At 34.9% G+C, this 22,061-nt stretch carries 18 protein-coding genes and 1 pseudogene; 7 read left to right on the top strand and 12 right to left on the bottom strand.

Translation table 11 applies throughout. From position 1 onward, the window contains the following. Positions 1-55 precede the first annotated feature (55 nt). The 11 genes and pseudogenes from FEZ18_RS01630 to FEZ18_RS01580 all read right to left on the bottom strand — a co-directional run bounded on the left by FEZ18_RS01630 (position 56) and on the right by FEZ18_RS01580 (position 15,171). Positions 56-871, bottom strand: coding sequence for a DUF4249 domain-containing protein (locus tag FEZ18_RS01630; protein ID WP_153266704.1), 816 nt, complete (start codon positions 869-871; stop codon positions 56-58). A 94-nt stretch (positions 872-965) separates the two neighbouring features. Continuing rightward, positions 966-3,341, bottom strand: a complete 2,376-nt coding sequence (locus FEZ18_RS01625; RefSeq protein ID WP_153266703.1) for a TonB-dependent receptor — start codon at positions 3,339-3,341, stop codon at positions 966-968. Between the two features lie 73 nt (positions 3,342-3,414). Beyond that, a complete protein-coding gene (locus FEZ18_RS01620; protein ID WP_153266702.1) occupies positions 3,415-5,622 on the bottom strand; it encodes an NADP-dependent isocitrate dehydrogenase in 2,208 nt (735 codons plus the stop codon). A gap of 855 nt (positions 5,623-6,477) precedes the next feature. Next, the gene (gene rplS / locus FEZ18_RS01615) at positions 6,478-6,828 is read right to left on the bottom strand and encodes a 50S ribosomal protein L19 (protein ID WP_153266701.1); all 351 of its coding nucleotides are present in this window, start codon (positions 6,826-6,828) and stop codon (positions 6,478-6,480) included. A gap of 205 nt (positions 6,829-7,033) precedes the next feature. Then, on the bottom strand, positions 7,034-7,711 hold the full coding sequence (trmD, locus tag FEZ18_RS01610; protein WP_153266700.1) for a tRNA (guanosine(37)-N1)-methyltransferase TrmD: 678 nt from the start codon (positions 7,709-7,711) through the stop codon (positions 7,034-7,036). Positions 7,712-7,878: 167 nt separating this feature from the next. Then, positions 7,879-8,277 carry a GNAT family N-acetyltransferase gene (locus FEZ18_RS01605; RefSeq protein WP_228122810.1) on the bottom strand — a complete coding sequence of 133 codons (399 nt, stop codon included), beginning with the start codon at positions 8,275-8,277 and terminating at the stop codon, positions 7,879-7,881. Between the two features lie 67 nt (positions 8,278-8,344). Continuing rightward, on the bottom strand, positions 8,345-8,773 hold the full coding sequence (locus FEZ18_RS01600; RefSeq protein WP_153266698.1) for a hypothetical protein: 429 nt from the start codon (positions 8,771-8,773) through the stop codon (positions 8,345-8,347). 47 nt (positions 8,774-8,820) lie between these two features. Then, positions 8,821-9,009, bottom strand: a pseudogene (locus FEZ18_RS14975) (helix-turn-helix domain-containing protein); the annotation flags it as partial. A 12-nt stretch (positions 9,010-9,021) separates the two neighbouring features. Continuing rightward, positions 9,022-9,195, bottom strand: a complete 174-nt coding sequence (locus tag FEZ18_RS14970; RefSeq protein WP_410505126.1) for a hypothetical protein — start codon at positions 9,193-9,195, stop codon at positions 9,022-9,024. A gap of 996 nt (positions 9,196-10,191) precedes the next feature. Then, a complete protein-coding gene (gene htpG / locus FEZ18_RS01585) occupies positions 10,192-12,105 on the bottom strand; it encodes a molecular chaperone HtpG (protein WP_153266697.1) in 1,914 nt (637 codons plus the stop codon). A gap of 657 nt (positions 12,106-12,762) precedes the next feature. Then, entirely contained in the window at positions 12,763-15,171 is a 2,409-nt protein-coding gene (locus FEZ18_RS01580) for an alpha/beta hydrolase family protein (RefSeq protein WP_153266696.1), read from the bottom strand. A gap of 152 nt (positions 15,172-15,323) precedes the next feature. Here FEZ18_RS01580 and FEZ18_RS01575 point away from each other — a divergent pair, with 152 nt between their 5' ends. After that, positions 15,324-16,328 carry a 3-oxoacyl-ACP synthase III family protein gene (locus FEZ18_RS01575; protein WP_153266695.1) on the top strand — a complete coding sequence of 335 codons (1,005 nt, stop codon included), beginning with the start codon at positions 15,324-15,326 and terminating at the stop codon, positions 16,326-16,328. 272 nt (positions 16,329-16,600) lie between these two features. After that, positions 16,601-16,792 carry a cold-shock protein gene (locus tag FEZ18_RS01570; RefSeq protein ID WP_153266694.1) on the top strand — a complete coding sequence of 64 codons (192 nt, stop codon included), beginning with the start codon at positions 16,601-16,603 and terminating at the stop codon, positions 16,790-16,792. A gap of 122 nt (positions 16,793-16,914) precedes the next feature. Here FEZ18_RS01570 and FEZ18_RS01565 read toward each other — a convergent pair whose 3' ends face one another. Continuing rightward, positions 16,915-17,334: a nucleoside-diphosphate kinase gene (locus tag FEZ18_RS01565; protein ID WP_153266693.1), complete on the bottom strand. Its 420-nt coding sequence runs from the start codon at positions 17,332-17,334 to the stop codon at positions 16,915-16,917. An 89-nt stretch (positions 17,335-17,423) separates the two neighbouring features. Here FEZ18_RS01565 and FEZ18_RS01560 point away from each other — a divergent pair, with 89 nt between their 5' ends. Genes FEZ18_RS01560 through FEZ18_RS01540 form a run of 5 tightly spaced genes read left to right on the top strand, consistent with a single transcriptional unit; the run spans position 17,424 to position 21,578 of the window. Further along, complete coding sequence (locus FEZ18_RS01560) at positions 17,424-18,452, top strand: DHH family phosphoesterase (RefSeq protein ID WP_153266692.1); 1,029 nt, start codon at positions 17,424-17,426, stop codon at positions 18,450-18,452. Further along, a complete protein-coding gene (gene gldI / locus FEZ18_RS01555; protein WP_194269501.1) occupies positions 18,436-18,984 on the top strand; it encodes a gliding motility-associated peptidyl-prolyl isomerase GldI in 549 nt (182 codons plus the stop codon). The genes FEZ18_RS01560 and gldI overlap by 17 nt, the downstream gene beginning before the upstream one ends. Positions 18,985-18,986: 2 nt before the next feature. After that, complete coding sequence (locus FEZ18_RS01550; RefSeq protein ID WP_153266691.1) at positions 18,987-20,102, top strand: peptidylprolyl isomerase; 1,116 nt, start codon at positions 18,987-18,989, stop codon at positions 20,100-20,102. 50 nt (positions 20,103-20,152) lie between these two features. Further along, positions 20,153-21,082, top strand: coding sequence for a prolipoprotein diacylglyceryl transferase (gene lgt / locus FEZ18_RS01545; RefSeq protein ID WP_153266690.1), 930 nt, complete (start codon positions 20,153-20,155; stop codon positions 21,080-21,082). Position 21,083: 1 nt separating this feature from the next. Further along, positions 21,084-21,578, top strand: a complete 495-nt coding sequence (locus FEZ18_RS01540; protein WP_153266689.1) for a DUF192 domain-containing protein — start codon at positions 21,084-21,086, stop codon at positions 21,576-21,578. Positions 21,579-22,061 lie beyond the last annotated feature (483 nt).

Here is a 22,061-nt window from a genome sequence, read left to right as displayed (position 1 = left end):
TTCTGAAAATTTAATATTTCTTAGGATAAAAAAGCATTTATTCATTAATTCAAAATCATTGAATAGTATATGTTAATGAGTCTGTTTCTGAAAGTCTAAAATATCCCAGTGGATAATGGTCTGGATTGGTTTGATTTACACAGTTACCTCTTACGGTAGCTGGTTGGTTTTCAAATGGATCGCCAGAACTATCATCACTTTGTTGCAATAGAATATTTAAGTAATTGAATGTGCGTTTAGAGATACCGTAGTTTTTAATTATTAATTGGTCGCCACTTTGTAGCTCCTCACCCGAATAAAAGGCAAAATTACGATTCCCATCTGTAAATCTATCTTCGTATACATTTAGTTCTATATTATTTCTGCTGGGCACTGTAAACGCAAATAAATAATAATTTTCTACATTTTGAGGGTCGTTATAAAAGGCTTTTATTTCTATTTCATCTCCAGCAAAACCACCGTCATTCTTCTGTTCTACAGAATCTATAGGCACTACAGATGTCAGGGTTTCACTAGCTGTATAAACTTCGTTGTTGTAAACTATATGTAAGGTATAAGTGCCATTAATTACTGGGATAAAAGTATTGTTTTTATAAATACCCGTAGCGCCATCTTCAATAAAAACAAAGGTATTATTGTTGGTGTCTTTAATATGCACCGTGGCTCCTGTTGCTGGAGGAATAGTATCGTTGAAGAATGGAGCGGTGAGGGAGAGTCGAATTTGCTGAGTTTTACCATCGGTATTTTTTTGCCAATTTATAGAAGCATCTATAACCAATCTGGTTTCGGCTGTGTCTAAATCTACTTGAATAACATCTTCGCAAGAATAAATGGTTAAACTTAAAAGCAATATGTATATTATTTTTTTCATGTGTTTTTATTTATAGTTTTTTCATCGGTCACATGCGACATCCATGTCATCATTTTCTTGGGAATCCACTTTTAGTTATGTATGTTTCATGAACTTATAGTTTAAAATTATAAGATATGGATGGAACGATTCCGAATATCGACAAGCGCGTAGCCTCGTTTATACCGGTTGTTGCATTTTGACTAAAATTGATGGAGGCTGCATTTTTGCGATTGTAAACGTTATAAACTCCAAATACCCAGTGGCCTTGCCATTTTTTGTTTACCGATTGTTTAGGCTGGTATTTAAATGAAATATCTAAGCGATTATAAGAAGGCAATCTATTTGTATTACGTTGCCCGTAATTAGGGATAACAATACCGTTATAAACGTATTGTCCGTTTGGGAACGTTGCAGGCTGTCCTGTTTGAAACAGGAAATTAGAGCTAATCTCCCACCTGTCATTTAGTTTATAACTGGTAGTTACGGAGATGTCGTGCGTTTTATCATGGGGTGTATTGTACCAATCGCCATTGTTTATTCCTAACTCATTTGGAGTTATTCCTTTGGTTTGTTGCTCAGATTTGGAAAGCGTGTAAGCTAACCAACCTTTAAAACGACCACTATTTTTTCTTAACAAAAGCTCTAAACCGTATGCTCGAGCTTTTCCGTTAAGAATAACTTGTTCAATGGCATTGTTTGCAATCAAATCTGCGCCATCAATGTAATCTATTCTATTCTTTATTGTTTTATAAAAACCTTCAAACTCTAAAGAGTAGTCATCATTATTAAAATTTTTAAAGTACCCTATGGCAAATTGATCTAACAGTTGTGGCTTTATATATTTTCCGCTAGGAGACCAAACATCCAGTGGTGTTGGAGAATTTGTATTAGATAGTAAGTGTAAATATTGACTCATTCTGTTATAGCTCGCTTTTACAGAACTATTAGAGGTGATTTGATAAGCTATTGAAAATCTGGGTTCTAAATTATAAAAATCGGCAATCACATCACGGCGTTTAAAGGTTTCTGTATCAATAGGATCGGCTTTTTCGTATATTTTGAGGTTATCGTTAAATATCACAGGGCGATTGTTGGCATAAACATTAAGTTCATCTTGTCCTAAACGTAAGAATGTACTAAATCTTAAGCCGTATGATAACGCTAGTTTGTTAGAGATTTTGTGCTCTACATCTACATACACGGCATTTTCAAAAGCAAATTTATCTATAAGTTTTAAAGGGTTTATTCCCGAGGATTCGCTTGTAGGATTAATTTCCCCAGGATTAAACCTATAATAAATACTATTTAGGCCATATTCAAGCTTAAGTTTATCGTTTAAGTAATGTTTTAAATCGTATTTTAAATTAAAATTCTGAATTCCTGAGATCCAATCAAACTCCACGAAGTTCAGATTTAAACTGTAATAGTAGTCTGAATAGATTAAGGACAAGTTGGAGAATAACTTGTCTGAAAATAAGTGATTCCATCTAAAGTTAATTACGGAATTTCCGTAAGTATTTTCAAAACTATCCTGAATTTCAAACACATCTCTGCCAAAATATCCAGATAAATAGATGTTATTTCTATCGTTTAATTTATAACTCAATTTGGTATTTAAATCATAAAAATACGCCACATTTTTTAAATCGAAAATAGGAAAAAATAGATGTGCATAACTCGATCTTCCACCCACTAAAAAAGAGCCTTTGTCTTTTTTTAAGGGGCCTTCGGCTAGTAATCGACTTGCCACAAGACCAATACCACCGTTTAGGTTAAAGGTTTTGCTGTTTCCTTCTTTTTGGTAAATGTCTAAAACAGATGAAACCCGACCGCCATAACGTGAAGGGATGCCTCCTTTGTACAATCGGATGTCTTTAATAGCATCGGGATTAAAAACAGAAAAGAAACCAAAAAGATGTGATGAATTATAGATAATAGCTTCGTCTAGTAGAATTAAATTTTGATCTGCAGCTCCACCTCTTACATTAAAACCTGAAGAGGCTTCGCCAGCGTTGGTTACACCTGGAAGTAGTGTAATGGCTTTAATAACATCGGCCTCGCCTAATACTACAGGTATTTGTTTTATGGTGCCTGAGGTTAAGGTATTAACACTCATTTGCGGATTTTTTATATTAAGTTTTTCAATATTTTTAGTAATGATAACTTCGTCCAAATTTTCTAAGGATTCAGCTAAGCCGATATTATTTGATATGTTATCATTAAGTTCAATAGTTTCTGTTATGGTTTGATAGCCTAAATAACTCACGACTATAGAATAGGTGCCTTTAGGGAGGGTGATGGAGTAAAAACCGTATTCGTTTGTGGTTGTTCCAGCCCCAATTTCTGGAAATACAATATTAACACCAATTAGAGTTTCATTACTTTTCTCTTCAGAAACAATACCACTTAAAGTAAATTTTTCTTGAGCGTTCGATGTTACACTATAAAAAGATAGGGCTATAACAAGCCCTAATACAAAATTTTTCATGTACCAATTTTTTATAAAAATATAAAAAAAGCTCCTATTTTTAGAAGCTTTTAACAAAAGATATTTTCTTGATTTATAAGATACTGTTAAGTGTTTTACTTGGTCTCATGATGTGGTTTACTAAATTTTCATCAGGGTGATAATACCCACCAATATCTACAGGTTTACCTTGAATCTCGGTTAATTCTTTTATAATGGTATTTTCGTTTTCTGCTAATTGTTTAGCAATTTTAGAGAATTCTGTTTTTAAGGTCTGGTCTTTATTTTGACTAGCTAATTCCTGAGCCCAATACATGGCTAAATAAAAATGGCTTCCTCTGTTGTCTAATTCGCCAGACTTACGAGATGGCCCTTTTTTATTTTCTAATAATTTATCGGTCGCATCATCTAAAGTTTCCCCTAGAATTTTGGCTTTTATATTATTATTGGCCTCACCAAAATGCTCTAAAGAAACTGCTAATGCTAAAAACTCGCCTAAAGAATCCCAACGTAAATGGTTTTCTTCTAATAATTGTTGCACGTGTTTAGGTGCCGACCCTCCAGCACCAGTTTCAAACAAACCGCCGCCATTCATTAAAGGCACAATGGACAACATTTTAGCACTTGTACCTACTTCTAGGATAGGAAACAAATCGGTTAAGTAATCGCGTAACACATTACCTGAAACAGAAATGGTATCTTTTCCAACTTTTAATCGTTCGCAGGTGAAAAGTGTGGCATCAATAGGAGCTAATATTCTTAAATCTAAACCTGTTGTGTCGTGATCTTTTAAATAGGTGTTTACTTTTCTAATTAATTCGGCATCGTGCGCTCTGTTTTTGTCTAACCAAAAAACGGCTGGTGTTTGCGAGGCTCTGGCTCGTGTTACCGCGAGTTTTACCCAATCTTGAATGGGAGCATCTTTGGTTTGGCACATGCGCCAAATGTCTCCAGCTTCAACAGGATGTTCAATTAACGTCGTTCCTGACGCATCTACAACACGTACAATTCCGTTAGAAACTATTTCAAAAGTTTTATCATGCGATCCGTACTCTTCGGCTTTTTGTGCCATAAGTCCGACATTAGGAACGGTTCCCATGGTTGTGGGATCGAATGCACCATGTTTTTTACAAAAATCTATAGTTGCGGTATAAATTCCTGCATAACTACTATCTGGAATTACGGCTTTGGTGTCTTGCAGTTTTCCTTCGGCATTCCACATTTGCCCAGAATTTCTAATCATGGCAGGCATGGAAGCGTCAATAATCACATCGCTAGGGACGTGTAAATTGGTAATGCCTTTATCGCTATTTACCATGGCCAGATCTGGGCCATTTTTAAAAGCAGTTTCAATATCGGTCTCGATTTCTTGTCGCTTAGCCTCAGGTAACGTTTTAAGGTTGTTTATTAAGTCTCCAAAACCATGATTAACATCGACACCGATTTTCTCGAATGTGTCTTTGTGTTTGGCAAAGACATCTTTAAAGAAGGATCGTACCGCATGGCCAAATATAATAGGGTCTGAAACTTTCATCATAGTGGCTTTCATGTGCAAAGAAAACAAAACGTTTTTTTCTTTGGCATCTGCAATTTGTTCTTCAAGAAAACTAATTAAGGCTTGTTTGCTCAATACGGTGGCATCTATAATTTCGCCTTGTAGTAAGGCTAAATCATTTTTTAAAATAGTCGAATTTCCTTTCGTATCTATATGTTCTATTTTAATGTTTGTGGCATGTTTTAAAGTCACCGATTTCTCATTATGAGCAAAATCGCCATGACTCATTGTCGCGACATGGGTTTTAGAGTTGCTAGACCAAGCACCCATATGGTGAGGATTGTTTTTAGCGTAGTTTTTTACAGCTTTTGGGGCACGTCTGTCTGAGTTTCCCTCGCGAAGTACTGGATTTACGGCACTACCTTTAATTTTATCGTAACGTGATTTTATATCTTTTTCTGAATCGTTTTTGGGCTCATCGGGGTAGTGAGGTATTTTAAAGCCTTGCGATTGTAGTTCGTGTATTGCTGCATTAAGCTGCGGAATAGAAGCACTTATATTAGGTAATTTTACAATATTAGCTTCAGGTTGTTTCACTAATTTGCCGAGATAGGCTAAATCGTCTGAAACGCGTTGATCTTCATTTAAGAAATCTGGGAAAGCAGATAATATTCTTGAAGCTAAAGAAATATCTTTAGTTTCGAGTTGTATTCCAGAAGATTTAACGAAGGCCTCGACTATGGGCAAGAAAGAACGGGTTGCTAAAGCTGGAGCTTCATCAGTTTTTGTGTAAGTGATTTTTGACATTAACCAGTTGATTTTATAGGTTTATTACTCAAAATAGGAGTAGGGTAAACGAAAACGTTTTAGTTGAGCGAATATACAAAAATTCACTTTTACAAACATTTAAAAAATCGACGAAGAAAGTGTGTCATTACAGAAATGGTAGAATGATAAAAAAAGGTTTCCTCAATAAGAAATTAATAAAAAAGCGTTGTTAAAATTATAAAAAAACAAAAGCCATATCATTATAGGTTTTATGCTATATTTGACATGGCTTTCTTCGAAATAACATCACGTGATCTATTGGTATTGCTACCAATCGGTTTTAATCTTCATAAAACCTTTTCAATTCAAGTACTATTATTTCAACGAAACATTTTATGTTGCAATTATCAAAATGTATTGATGATTACTAAAATGCTTCAGTTAATTGTTTTTCTTGATATCTTTTAGTGTTAAGCATTCATTTTCATGTTTGATTAACAAAGATATTGCTCTATTTATAGTGTTTACTTTCGTTAAGCACTACTTTTTTAAGCTTTCAGTTATACTAGTTTTCATCTGCTTGCACATCTGGCTCTATATTATAGCATCATGATTTTTTACTCACATTCTTAAAGAAGTGCCTCTAAAACCTCAAAAAACAATTTATGTTAAAGAACGTATTTTTATTTTTTTTAATAGAATTTGATTTTAATTGAAATCAAATCAACATTTTATTATCTATACTGCAATATAAGAATACATTTTAGAAAAACAATATTTTTAAGCTTTTAGATATCAACTACTTATAAACCGTAGTTATTAACAATTGTTAATAAATAAAGCCTTAACAATTATGTTAAGGCTTTTATATACTTCTGAATGGTTAACGTAATACTAGCGTCTACGCTCTCTAATTCTAGCTTTCTTACCAGTAAGCCCTCTAAAGTAGTAGATTCTTGCTCTACGTACTGCACCACGCTTATTAACTTCAATTTTTTGTAATGCTGGTAAGTTAACTGGGAAGATACGCTCTACACCAACTGTACCAGACATTTTTCTAATTGTAAAAGTTTCTGAAGAACCAGATCCTCTTCTTTGAATTACTACACCTCTAAAAAACTGAGTACGCACTTTTTCGCCCTCTCTAATTTCGTAATAAACTGTAATTGTGTCTCCAGCAGCAAACTCTGGAAAATCCTTTTTTGTTACAAACTCGTCTTGTACAAACTTTACTAAAGATTCCATATCTTTAAATTTAATTAAAATTAATTCAGAACAACATTCACGATTTTCGCCAGAGGTTAACCTGAAATTGGCTGCAAAAATAACTATTAATTAGTAATGCGCAATGTTTTATTTGTATTTTTTTAGCTTTGTGGGTACCTTAAACTTGTTAAGGCTAAGCTGTGATTGAATACGGGCTTTTTGATTTTATTATTGTTAATTTTTTCTAATCTTCTAATAAATCTGGGCGTCGTGCTTTAGTGCGCAAATAGGCTTGCTCTTCTCGCCATTTTTCGATCTCTGGCAAGTTACCCCCGAATAATAATTCTGGTACTTTCCAGCCTTTATAGTCTCTTGGTTTGGTATAAATTGGTGGTGCCAATAAGTTATCTTGAAACGAATCGGTGAGTGCCGAGGTTTCATTACCTAAAACGCCAGGAATTAATCTAATTACAGCATCGCATAGCACAGCAGCACCTAATTCGCCACCAGATAACACATAATCTCCAATAGATATTTCGCGTGTTATTAAATGGTCGCGTACACGTTGGTCTACACCCTTATAATGGCCACATAAAATAATGATGTTTTCTTTTAACGAGAGCTGGTTGGCTATACCTTGTTTTAGGGTTTCACCGTCTGGTGTCATGTAAATTATCTCGTCGTAATCGCGTTCTGCTTTTAATGCGCTAATGCATTTATCTATAGGTTCCACCATCATAACCATACCTGCGCCACCACCAAATTGGGTGTCGTCGATGGTTTTATAGTTATCTGTGGTATAATCGCGGAGATTATGAAAATGGACTTCAACCAAACCTGCGTCTATAGCACGTTTTAAGATTGAGGCTTCAAACGGGCTTTTAAGCAATTCTGGTAAAACGGTTATTATATCTATACGCATGTTCTTGTTTTAAGAATGGCAAAGATAATTTAATTGTTTGGGATTTTTGGGGGGATTTTTTTGGGGAGTAATTTTGAAATACAAACTGAATGGAAATACCGAAAGGGTTTCTGTATTCAATATATAACCTAGTAACCCGCCTGCCGGACAGTTGGTTATACACAGCGTTAGTTTTTGTTCTTCAATTGCATTTGATAAAGGTCAAAACCTGTCGCCCAAAAATCTTTTTCAACTTTTTCTAATGCAAAGCCCATTTTAGCATAAAACTTATAGGCAAGTTGGCTCGTTCTAACAGCAATTAAATCAATGTTCGGATTTGCATTTAAATGATTAATGCGGTGTTGTACTAATCTTTTTCCGATTCCATGCCCTTGATAATTTGGGTGAATCATATCCCATGAAATTCTGGCAAGTTTTTCTTCGAAAAAATAGTTGATACCACCAGCTCCGATAATTTCAGAGTGTACGTCGTAAACAAAATAGTCTTCAATGTTATGGTTTAGATAATTTTTCAAATCTTTTTCCTCTGATTGGTCAAAATATTGAGGTGTGTTTTTTCTAAACAATTCTATTGTTTTTGGTTTGTCTATGTTTGAGTATTCTCGAATCATTTGATTTGATTTCAAAAAGCAATTAATCAGGTACGTCTTTGCTGTGAAATGGCGTTTTTTCAGGTGGTAAATCCAATTCTGCCAATATGTTATTCAATGCCGTTAACGAATCTTTATCAATTAATTCTGTATTAATTTTTAGTTCTCTTTGTTCCGTTTTTAAAGTATAGTCTCCCGCAAACTTTTTAATCCAATTTATTTCATTCAGATTTATTTTTTTTCCAAATCCATAAAGTCCATTTTTACGAATTGTCCCTTTTTCGACAGTTAGATATTGATTGGTTAAATTATAAAAGAAACTTGTAACATATAAAATTCCGATAACCAAATATACGTAATAAGTCCATCGAATTTTATCATCGGTTGCTAAACTAAAAGTTCCAAGTATCAGCCAAACTATTCCTAAAATTAAATTCAGGTGTAGTCTTTTCTTTTTGAATTTAATTTTCATGGGCGTTTTGGTTTTATAATTTTTGCTCTATACGTTGGCAGTAGTACTTATGCTAATTTAACTTCCGACTTGTTCATTTCGACACGAAATCGAACATTTGCGTTCAAAGCCTTGAACACTTTTAAAATCGTTTCGATAGTTATGTTTTTAGTATTTCTTTCCAATTTCGAGATTTGCGATCTTTCAACTCCAATGAATTCTCCGAGTGGTTCTTGAGTTAGATTTCGTTCTTTTCGGACAGATTTTACTTAGTCTCCAAGCACTACCATTTGTAAGTCAAATTCGTATTTGTCACGTTCAGCTGTTCCAAACTTTCCAATGTCTTTGTCCTTTATTTGGTCGAGTATCATCATTTTTATTTTTTTACCGGCACGCTCGACAGGCTTATTTTTTGTTACCATAATTTGAAGTTTATTCGTCAAAATTTTCAGCTCTAATTTTCAATACTTTCTCAATTTCTGATTTTAGAACTTTACTAACTTTTTCTACTTTGCCGTGTGTTGATAACCCAAGCGTTTCAGTTTTATTAGTTTTATCTCAAAAAGCAAAGCGTTTGCATTTCTTTTATGCTTTAACATTCAATTTGAACATAAAATCAATAGCTTGATCAAGAAAAATAACTTCAAATTTTGGTTTCAATCAGTTTGTTGTCGTTGAACTTTGTTAAATATAATAAAAAAGTTGAATTGTAGGGAAATCTTCGATGGATTTGCCTGTATTACTGGTAGTATATTTCCTGTAATTAAAACCCCCAAAACAAAAAAACCACCCTGTTTTCACAAAGTGGTTTTAGCTTTTATGAGTTTCTGAGAGCCTTCCTGTTGGCAGGCAGGAGCGAGACTAATTATAGTTTGAAAGATTGCTTCGTTCTGCGTCCTCGCAATGACGGGAGCTTACTTTATCATGTCGTAACTACGTTTAATAAAGTTGGTTAACGCTTCACCTTTAAGTAAACATAATTATGGCAAACAACCGAATATAAACATTCCCTTTCTAAACCCCCAAAAACCCTCAAAACAAAAAACCACCCTGTTTTCACAAAGTGGTTTTAGCTTTTATAAGTTTACGCGAGCCTTCCTGTTGGTATGCAGGAGCGAGACTTATTATAGTTTTAATTGAAAGATTGCTTCGTCCTGCGTCCTCGCAATGACGGGAGCTTACTTTATCATGTCGTAGCTACGTTTAATAAATTTTGTTAACGCTTCACCTTTAAGTAAACATAATTATGGCAAACAACCGAATATAAACATTCCCTTTCTAAAACCCCCAAAAAACCCAAAACAAAAAAACCACCCTGTTTTCACAAAGTGGTTTTAGCCTTTATAAGTTTCTACGAGCCTTCCTGTTGGCAGGAGCAAGACTAATTATAGTTTTAATTGAAAGATTGCTTCGTCCTGCGTCCTCGCAATGACGGGAGCTTACTTTATCATGTCGTAGCTACGTTTAATAAAGTTGGTTAACGCTTCACCTTTAAGTAAACCTTGAGACAATCGCGCTAAATCTAAACCTTGATTAATTAAGCGTTCTTGTTTCTTTTTAGTTTTTGTTTCTAAAATTTCACTTACTAAAGCCGAGTTGGTATTTACCACAAGATTGTACATTTCTGGCATATTGCCAAACATGTTCATACCACCACCACCACCTGTAGCTTGCATTTCTTTCATACGGCGCATAAATTCTGGTTGCGTAATGGTAAATGGCGATTCGTTGCTATCCATTGGTTCTAATTGCACCGTGAATTTTTCGGCAGGGATAACTTCTTTTAATAACGCGTCTAAAGCCTTAGTTTGGTCTTCATCTAATTTAGAAATCGTGGTTTCGTCTTTCTTAATTAAATTATTAATATGGTCGCCATCTACACGTGCAAAGGTTATGTTTTCTTTTGTGCTTTCTAGTTTTTGCAATACATGCGATACAATTGGAGAGTCTAACAATAATACCTCGTAATCTTTAGCTTTTGCCGATTCGATATAGCTGTGCTGCGCATCTTTATCTGAGGCATACAGAATAACTAATTTACCATCTTTATCGGTTTGTTTTGCTTTTATTTTGTTGAAAAGCTCATCGTAAGTATAGTGTTTACCATCTACGGTTGGGTACAATGCAAAGGCATCAGCTTTATCGTAGAATTTATCTTCGGAAAGCATACCGTATTCAATTACAACTTTAATATCGTTCCATTTGGCTTCAAAATCTTCACGGTTATTATTGAATAAGGATTTTAATTTATCGGCAACTTTTCTGGTAATATAAGACGATATTTTTTTAACTGCACCATCGGCTTGTAAATACGAACGCGATACGTTTAACGGAATATCTGGCGAATCGATTACACCGCGCAACATGGTTAAAAATTCTGGTACAATGCCTTCAACATTATCGGTTACAAACACCTGATTTTGGTACAGCTGAATCCTATCCTTTTGAATGTTTAAATCCTGTCCCATTTTTGGGAAGTATAAAATTCCCGTTAGGTTAAATGGATAATCCACATTCAAATGAATATTAAATAACGGCTCTTCGAATTGCATTGGATACAACTCGTGGTAAAAGTTTTTATAATCGTCTTCTTCCAGTTCAGACGGCTGCTTGGTCCACGCTGGGTTTGGGTTGTTAATTATATTATCTACCGTAATTTGCTTATGAGGCTCGGTAGTTTCTTTACCGTCTTTATCTGTTGTTGTTTGTGGGGTGAAGTCTGGGTCGTTTATTTCTTTAGTTCCAAATTTAATTGGAACCGGCATAAACTTATTGTATTTTAACAGGAGTTCACGAATACGTGTTTCTTCTAAGAACTCGGTTGAATCTTCAGCGATATGAAGGATGATTTCTGTTCCGCGATCTGATTTATCGGCAGTCTCTAAAGTGAATTCTGGCGAGCCATCGCAGGTCCAATGTGCTGCAGGTTCGTCTTTATAAGATTTTGTGATAATCTCAACTTTATCGGCAACCATAAACGCCGAATAAAATCCTAAACCAAAATGACCGATAATTCCAGAATCTTTAGCCGAATCTTTGTATTTATCTAAAAACTCTTCAGCTCCAGAAAAGGCCACTTGGTTGATGTATTTTTCAACTTCATCGGCCGTCATTCCTAAACCTTGGTCTATAATATGAAGTTTTTTGCCTTCCTTATCAATTTTAACTTCTATTTGCGGATTGCCATATTCAACCTTAGCTTCGCCAATACTGGTAAGGTGTTTTAATTTTAAAGTGGCATCTGTGGCGTTACTGATGAGCTCACGCAAAAATATTTCGTGGTCGCTGTACAAGAATTTTTTAATGAGTGGAAAGATGTTTTCTACCGATACATTAATGCTTCCTTTTGTCATAATTACTGTTATTTTTTCTTTTTTCCGCAAGGTTGTATTTCATTTCACGAATGTTTTTAGCGGAAAAACGGTTTAACTTAAATTTTTTAATTCACTGCTTATCATTAGTCAACAAAAATGCCAATTCTTAATTCGTGACAAGTTGGCATAAAAAAACCATTCATGCGGAATGGTTTTTTGGGGATTACGGTATGTTTTTTAGAAATATAAATTTTTTAAGAGCATTTTGTCATTTATTTTGAGCTTCAAACGAAGACCTTGTAATGATGAGGTTCGGCTAGGTTCCTCATTCGTAATGGTAGGCTACAGCGGATGGGCTGCACTAAGCGGGAAGCTTTTAAGTACGGCAAACATTGATTATCCGTCATAGCGAGGACGCAGGACGAAGCAATCTTTCAATTAAAAGCACAAGTAAAATCGAGAGATTCTTCGACTTCGAATATATTCGGAATGCTCTGAATGGCATTACGACTGTCATTCAGAAGGAGGCACGACTGAAGAATCTTTTATGTATCTTCAAGTTCTGTTATGAGTTTTCATTTGTCTTACTTTTTAGATATGTATTCTATATTCAAAAAGAGATTCTTCGACTCCGTATATATTCGGAATGCTCTGAATGACAAAGTACTGTCTTTAAAAAACAATAACCCATAACATTTAATTTTTTAAATGCTTCTCAAGCCATTGGTCTTGTTCCCAAAGCATATGTAATACCGATTCTTCTGCTCTGTAACCATGGCTCTCTTTAGGCAACATCACTAAACGTACGGGAGCACCAAGACCTTTAAGGGCATTAAAGTAACGCTCACTTTGTAGGGGGTAGGTTCCTGAATTATTATCGGCCTCTCCATGTATTAATAGCAATGGTGTTTTCATGGTGTTGGCGTGCATAAAAGGCGACATATTATAATAAATTTCTGGAGCTTCCCAGTAGTTGCGTTCTTCACTTTGGAATCCAAAAGGCGTTAATGTTCTGTTATACGCGCCACTTCTTGCAATTCCGGCTGCGAATAAATTGGAGTGCGATAATAAATTGGCGGTCATAAAAGCACCGTAAGAGTGTCCGCCAACAGCCACTTTATCTCGGTGAATATAGCCTAAATTGTCTACCGCATCGATAGCGGCTTTGGCGTTAGATATAAGTTGTTTTACAAACGTGTCATTAGGTTCCTTATCGCCTTCTCCAACAATAGGGAATGAGGCATCGTCTAGTACCACATAACCTTTTGTAACCCAATAAATAGGTGAGCCATACCAAGGGTAGGTAAACTCGTTAGCACTTTTTGTGTTTTGTCCTGCACTACTTTTGTCTTTAAATTCTTCTGGATAAGCCCACATAATCATTGGGTATTTCTTGCCTTTTTCGTAATTAGTTGGCAGGTAGAGCGTTCCAGATAGTTCTAGTCCGTCTTCACGGGTATATTTAATAACTTCTTTATAGACATTTTGAATGCTGCTAAACGGATTTTCAAATTGTGTTAGTGGAGTAGGGTCCGTTTTCTCTTTGATATTTCTGATGTAGTAATTTGGGAATTCATTTTTAGACTCAATGCGCACTAAAATTTCTCCTTTTTCCATATCTAAGGCCGAGGAAATGTCTTCTACTTTATCTGTTAATTCCGATTGATATAACCTTGAAGTTTTTGTAGTTTTTAAATTCATTTCGTCTACAAACGGAAATTTTCCTGCTTCACTATAGCCATCGCCAATTAAAAAGGCCTTATCATCAATGATGTCTAGAGTGTAACGACCATATTCATTCCGTTTTGTTACAAAATTACCTGGGTCGTTGTAACGGTCTTGATAATTTCTATCTGAAATAATTACTGGTTCTTTTTTTGTTTTTGATGGATTAAAAAGATAAGCTTTCGTATTTCTTGTATTCCACCAATAATCGTAAGCCACCGCAGTAGTGTTATTTCCCCATTCTATGCCACCAAATCTTCCTATGGTTTTTAGTAAAGATTTAGGGTTGCCGTTAAAAGGAGCAGCTAATTCAAAAACTTCATCTCTGTGTGTCACTTCTTTCTCTGGGTCGCCTTCGTCGAGCGCTTCTACCCAAAATAACGTGGCTGGTTTATCGGCTCTCCAAGACAGGTTTCTTTTGCCTTTTCTAACGGCCATAAATCCTTTTGGTAAATCTTCTATTAAAGGCACTTCTAAAATGGTTTTAATTAAACCTCCGTTTGGGTCGTAAATAGTTGTTTTTGATGGGAATCTGCGATAAGGCACTAAATAAGAAAATGGTTTTTCTATAGTAGTCACCATCACATAATTACCGTCTGGAGAAAAAGAAACACTTCTGTACATGGCGGCTTTCATCCATAAACTTGTATTGCCATTTAAATCTACTTTATGTAATTCTGATAAAGCCAATTGCTCAAAATTGTGCTCGTCGGTTTTATTTTTTAATAAATCTTGATAGGTTCTATTTTGTGCTTTTTTACCCGCTTCACTCACCGAAATTGTAGGACCAGTTGGTACAGCAGTTTTGGTATCAATTAATGATTTTCGGTCTTTTACTAATGTTTTTATAAGTAGGGCACTGTTGTCTTTAAGCCATGAAAACGGTCTACCGGTATTGGCATTCAGGTTGGCATCGGTTAGTTTTTTAGCCGAATTAGAAGCAATATCGAGCAGCCAAAGCTCTACGCCAGTACTCACCGTATTGGTAAACGCCATCATTTTTTGATTTGGCGACCAAGAAAAATTGGCATAACGACCATTTTCTGGTAAGCCCGCAACGGCAGCCTCGGTATTATTTCTACCATTTCTAACTTTTAAATTATTAAAATAAGTTTGCCTGCTGTTTATATTGGTTTTCGGATTAATACGTAAACCACCCAAGCGCATTTCTGTTTCAGAAAGTGTTTCAATGCTTTTGTAATTACTGCGGTACATAAAAACAATGTTTTCGCCTTGACTGTCCATTCTAATTGATGGCGCTCTAGGAGCTTCTGCCAATTCTAAAATTTCATTGGAAGGTTTTTGATAGGTCAGATTTTCTTGGGCAAACAATAGACCTCCAGAAAATAAGATGAATAATAAAAAAAGATGTTTTTTCATTTTTATTGAAGTTTAGTTGAAAATAGCATAAACCACTAAGTTATATAATACTAGCGGGAAAAAAAAACGAGGACTGATAAGTTTTAGCAAATAGTTACATCCATTTATATTTATTAATTCCTTAAATTTGATAGACAATTAAAAAAAGAAACATGTATAATTCTAAAATAATAGGCTTAGGTAAATATGTTCCAGAACAGGTGGTGACTAACGATGATTTATCTAAAATGATGGACACCAATGATGCTTGGATACAAGAACGCACCGGCATAAAAGAACGTCGTTGGGTAAAGGAAGGCAGTGAAGACACATCGGCAACGATGGGTGCTAAAGCCGCAGAAATTGCGATTGAGCGTTCGGGCTTAACTAAAGACGATATCGATTTTGTGGTATTCGCAACCATGACACCCGATTATTATTTTCCGGGTTGTGGCGTACAAATTCAAGACTTATTAGGTCTTAAAAATGTGGGTGCTATCGATATTAGAAACCAATGCTCTGGTTTTATTTATGCTATTTCTGTGGCCGATCAATTTATAAAAACAGGCATGTATAAAAACGTGTTGGTGGTTGGTGCCGAATACCATTCTAACGGATTAGATAAAACCACAAGAGGACGGGGTGTTACTGTTATTTTTGGCGATGGCGCCGGGGCTTGTGTGTTAAGTAGAGAAGAAGATAACACCAAAGGCATTTTGTCTACACATTTGTTTAGCGAAGGGAAATATGCCGATAAACTTATTGTAGAAGCTCCAAGCATTAAGCATTGGGTGCCAGAAATCATCGCGTCTAAAGGTGAAGATTTATCTTATTTTCCGTACATGGACGGTACTTTTGTTTTTAAACATGCCGTAGTGCGTTTTAGCGAGGCTATTGTTGCTGGACTTGAAAAAAACGGACTAAATAAGGAAGATATAGATATGTTAATTCCGCATCAAGCCAATTTACGCATTGCCCAGTTTATACAAAAGAAATTCGAGCTAAAAGACGAGCAGGTGTTTAATAATATCACGAAATACGGTAACACTACAGCGGCATCTATCATTATAGCTCTAACCGAAGCGTGGGAAGAGGGTAAAATAAACGATGGCGATAATGTCGTATTAGCAGCCTTTGGTAGTGGTTTTACTTGGGGAAGTGCCATTATTAAGTGGTAAATTTTAATAATTTCTCTATGGTTTTCCGTGGGAAATCGTCTTTTTCAAGAAAATTTTAATTTGTGCGCAAGCCTGCTAGTGGGCAGGTTACCCCAAAAAAGGGGTCGGGCTTTTTAATATTATCTTTTTGCTCGTGCTTCAGAAAAAGAGTTTTCATTAAAATCCCAAACGCGAAAAAATCAAAACAAATCGATTAAAAGTTTGTTTAGTCGATGTGTTTTACGGCATAGCGTTTGCTTACTTATTAGTAATTAATTTAATATTACAATACAATGAGTAAAGGAACAGTAAAATTCTTCAACGAGTCTAAAGGCTTCGGTTTTATAACAGAAGAAGGTTCAAACACAGAGCATTTTGTCCATATTTCTGGATTAATCGATGAGATTCGTGAAGGCGATTTTGTAGAGTTTGATTTAGAAGAAGGCAGAAAAGGCTTAAATGCCGTTAACGTAAAAGTGGTTTAGTAAAAACATACAGACTTTTTTGAAAACAAAAATCCCACAACCATGTTGCGGGATTTTTAATTTATAATAGCTTGAAATGATATTCTAATACATAACTTAGAATATTCAAGAAATATTAAGTGTTAAAACATCTCTCTACCAGAAAAATGGAAAGCACTTTCAATTGCAGCGTTTTCATCACTATCACTACCGTGAACTGCATTTTCGCCTACAGAGGCAGCAAATAATTTACGAATAGTACCCTCGGCAGCATCAGCAGGATTTGTAGCACCAATTAAAGTTCTAAAATCTTCAACAGCATTATCTTTTTCCAAAATAGCCGCTACAATTGGGCCACGAGTCATAAACTCTACCAACTCACCAAAAAATGGGCGCTCGTTGTGTATTGCGTAAAATGCTTCGGCGTCAGCCTTAGTCATTTGTGTTAATTTTAATGCTACAATTCTAAATCCTGAAGCAGTAATTTTTTCTAATATTGCACCAATGTGTCCTTTTTCGACAGCATCTGGCTTAAGCATAGTAAATGTTCTATTAGTTGCCATTTTAATGTTTTTAAATTTCGTGCAAAAGTAGTGTATTTCTAATTAAAAACAACCATTCTACTTTTAAAAAAATTGTATATTCGCTAACTATGAAAAATGAAGACATTAAAAGTATCAAGGAATTATTGGCAACGCCAAAAAACATTGTTATCGTTCCGCATAAAAATCCAGATGGTGATGCCATTGGTTCCACCTTAGCACTGTATCATTATCTGTCTAAGAATAAGCATCAAGCTAAGGTTATTGTGCCTAATGATTATCCGAGTTTTTTAAAATGGATTCCGGGTAATGAGCACATTTTAAAATACGATTCTCAAACAGAAGAGTGTGAGGCACTCATTCAAGCTGCCGATATTATTTTTACTTTAGATTTTAATGCTTTTCATAGAACGGGCGATATGGAGTCTGTTTTAAGTCAAAGTGCGGCCTTAAAGATTATGATCGATCACCATCAAGCGCCAGATGATTATGCCACTTATATGTTTTCGGATGTTAGTATGAGCTCCACCTGCGAAATGGTTTATCATTTTATTGATTACTTAGGAGATAGGTCTCAAATTGATGCTACTATAGCTACCTGTATTTATGTGGGCATTATGACCGATACGGGGTCTTTCAGATTCTCTTCAACAACCAGCAAAACGCATCAAATTGTAGCCGATTTAATCGATAAAGGTGCGAATAATTCCCAAATACACAACCATGTTTACGATACTAATAGTTACGAGCGTTTACAACTATTAGGTCAAGCTTTAAGTAATTTAGAAATCATTTCAGGTTATAGAACCGCTTATATTACACTTTCGCAAGACGAGCTAAATCGTTATAACTATAAAAAAGGCGATACCGAAGGCGTTGTTAATTATGCGCTGTCTATTAATAACATTATTTTCGCAGCTATTTTTATTGAAGATAAAAAGGAAGGTATTATAAAAATATCGCTACGCTCGAAAGGTGATTTTTCGGTAAATGAATTTGCTCGAGCCCATTTTAACGGAGGTGGCCATACCAATGCTGCAGGAGGGCGTACAGAGTTGTCTTTAGAAGATACTGTAGAAAAATTTATTAGTATATTGCCTAGCTATAACGATGCCCTAAACCATGATGAAACAATTTAGCTTATTATTAACCTTACTTTTTTTATGTGCTTGTAAACAGCCAGAGGCTAGGAAGCCTATTTCGGTAAAATCAGGTTCTTTTATTGATGTTTCGGTGAAACGCAATAAAGAATTATTGGCCAAAGAGGAAGCCGAAATATTAAGGCGTATAGCTCTAGATAGTACCATAAACTATAAAGCCTCAGAAAGTGGATTTTGGTACTACTATAACACTAAAACCGAAATCGATTCTTTAAAAACTCCAGGTTTTGGCGATATTATAAACTTTAATTATCATGTTAAAGATTTAAATGGTGTACCAATTTATTCGAAAGAAGAGATTAAAACACAAACCTATGCTATGGATCAACAAGAATTGTTTACTGGCTTGCGAGAAGGTTTAAAGCTTATGAAATCTGGCGAAACTGTGACATTCATATTCCCTTCGCAAAAAGCGTATGGCTATTATGGAGACCAAAACAAGATTGGCTCGAATTTACCTATTATTTGTGAAGTCACGGTTAATTCTATTACCCCTAATCAATCTAATTAAATATGCGAATTATTAAATTTTTAGCTTTAGTTCTTTTTATTAGTTTATGGTCTTGTAAAGCGCAATACCCCAATCTTGAAGATGGCATGTATGCAGAGTTTGTAACCACAAAAGGTGTAATGCTTGCAAAATTACATTACGAGCGAACACCGGTTACTGTAGCCAATTTTGTAAGCTTGGCAGAAGGTACAAATACCCTGGTGGACAGTGTGTATTTGAATAAAAAATTTTATAATGGTCTTGTTTTTCATCGTGTTATAGATGGATTCATGATTCAAGGTGGTGATCCTTTAGGAGATGGAACTGGTGGTCCTGGGTATAAATTTAACGACGAGTTTCATGCGGATTTAAAACACGATAAGCCTGGGATTCTATCTATGGCCAACTCTGGTCCTAACAGTAATGGCAGTCAGTTTTTTATAACCGAAGTTCCGAAACCAAATCTAGATAATTTACACAGTGTGTTTGGAGAACTCCTTATTGGAATAGACATTCAAGATTCTATTTCTAATGTGGAAGTTTCGGCAGCAAACCGACCTATTGAAGCTGTTTTTATTGAAGAATTAAACATTATAAGAAAAGGCAGAGCAGCTAAGAAATTTGATGCTCCAGAAGTTTTTGTCAATCATTTTGCAGAGGTAGATCGTTTAGAAAAGGAAAAAGCAGCAAAAGAACTAAAAATTATCAAGTCTTCAGAAGAAAAATTTAAAGCACAAAAAGAGAAAGCAATTACCTTACCTTCAGGCTTACAATATGTTGTTACAAAACAAGGAACTGGTGAAGACTTAAAAGAAACCTCTAAAGTGTTGGTTCATTACGCCGTTTTTTTTGAAAATGGTAAATTACTAGAAACAAGTAGTTTAAAAACGGCCGAAGCCCTAAATACAGTTAATGAAAAGCGTAAACTCGCGAATCAATATCAACCTATTAGAGCCGATTTGAGTCCGAATGCGAGAATGATATCTGGATTTAAAGAAGGCTTGCAACAGTTAAACGTTGGCGATAAAGCGACCTTATTTATACCCTACCATTTAGCATATGGAGAGTCTGGAAATAGAGGCATACCACCAAAATCAAATCTCATATTTGAAGTGGAGATTTTGGAAATTGTTAAATAACAAGCCTAAAAGTATAACAAACCTTATATTTACGCAGAAAAACATAACTTATGTATCTCTTAAAATTTGATTGGAATCCCATAACAGGTGTCGATATTATTGGCAATTTTAAACTTCATTTTTATAGTCTCATGTGGATTATTGCTTTTGGTATTGGTTGGTACATCATGAAGCGTATTTTTACTAAGGAAAAAATTTCGTTAGAATACCTAGATCCTTTATTTATTTACACCATTTTGGCAACTATGCTGGGTGCACGTTTGGGGCATGTTTTGTTTTATCAATCAGAACTGATAACCCAAGATTTTTTTAGTATTTTTCTACCTTTTAAGTTTAAAGGTGGTTTTGAGTTTACCGGTTTTCAAGGGCTCGCTAGCCATGGTGCGGCTATTGGTATTATAATAGGGATGTATTTATACCGTAAAAAATATAATTATAAGTCCTTACTTTGGATATTAGACCGCGTTGTTATTTCTGTGGCTTTTGGTGCTGTTTTTATTAGAATTGGAAATTTTATAAATTCTGAAATTATTGGAAAAGTAACCGACTCTAGCTTAGGAGTTCGGTTTATTCAAGATTATTATTACAAGAGTCAAGTTACACAACTTACTGGTATACAAGATGTGCAAAAAGCCTATAATGCAGTAGCTACCAATCCGCAATTTTCCGAATTATTAGAAGCTGTTCCTTATAGACATCCCGCACAGCTATACGAGGCCTTTTGTTATGTTTTTGTGTTTATAATACTTTGGTTTTTTTATTCTAAAACATCTAAAAAAGATCAAGCAGGTTTTCTTTTTGGATTGTTTTTAGTACTGCTTTGGACCATACGTTTATTTATTGAATATTTTAAAGAGCCTCAAGGTGAAGAATATATCAATTGGTTTGGCTTAAATACGGGACAATGGTTAAGCATACCTTTTATAATCATGGGCTTGTACTTTATGTTTATTTACAAATCTAAAACCGTAACTAAATAAGATGTTTTTAAAGTTTTCAAAATTAGTTTTATTGGTGCTTATTGTATTTTATATAAGCTCTTGTAAAGAAGATAAAAAAGTGATTGAGCAGGTCGAGGTTACTTTTACAAAAGAAGGTGAACTGGAACTTTTTAAAACCAACACCGATTCTACAAAAATTAAAATCGATATCGAGATAGCTTCTAGCGATTACGAGATACAAACGGGTTTAATGTATCGTAATTCGATGGAAAATAATCAAGGGATGTTATTTGTTTTTGATGATTCTAGACCACGTTCTTTTTTTATGAAAAACACTAGAATTCCCTTAGATTTAATTTTTATTGATGAAGAGAAACGCATCGTGAGTTTTCAAAAAAACGCCAAACCGTTTGACGAGAGTTCGTTACCATCAAACGCTCCCGCAAGATATGTTTTAGAGGTTAATGCTGGGCTTGTAGATTATTGGAATCTCGGCGTTGGCGATAGGGTGAGTTACAAAACTATGCCTGAGTAAATAACAGCATGAAGACCTCAAAGCTTTGGCGTGAATCGCTTCTAAAGAAAAGGGTCTTAGGTATGAATATTTAAAGTCAATATAATTTAAAATGTTTGTTGGTGGTCATAAAAAAAACTCAGGACTGTCCTTTCAATCCTGAGTTTTTGTTAAGCATATATAATACCAAATTAACCATGTCTTGTCACCTATAATTCGTTTACTCACATCTTTCTATTTTATAAATAGGTGTTCATGATGTGCTTCGCAGTTCTTTTTAGCCCATACTTTGGTATAAATAATACCATAGCTTTGGCTATGCTTTGATTTTAGCTCACGCTTCTATTCTAGTAAAAAAAAGAGTTCGTGAATTTGCGATTTCTATCTCATCTGAACAAAAAATAATTAAAATGATCAATGAGAAATTTCAAAATTAAATTGGTGGAATTGGATTAAAACTGTTTTGGTGTTTTTTATTTTGGTATTTCTGCTAAAACTTAAAAA

Origin of the sequence: Oceanihabitans sp. IOP_32 (assembly GCF_009498295.1) — a bacterium.
Classification (GTDB): Bacteria; Bacteroidota; Bacteroidia; order Flavobacteriales; family Flavobacteriaceae; genus Wocania; species Wocania indica.
The sequence above is the reverse complement of the archived record's forward strand: the minus strand, read 5'-3'. Positions and strand labels throughout refer to the sequence as shown.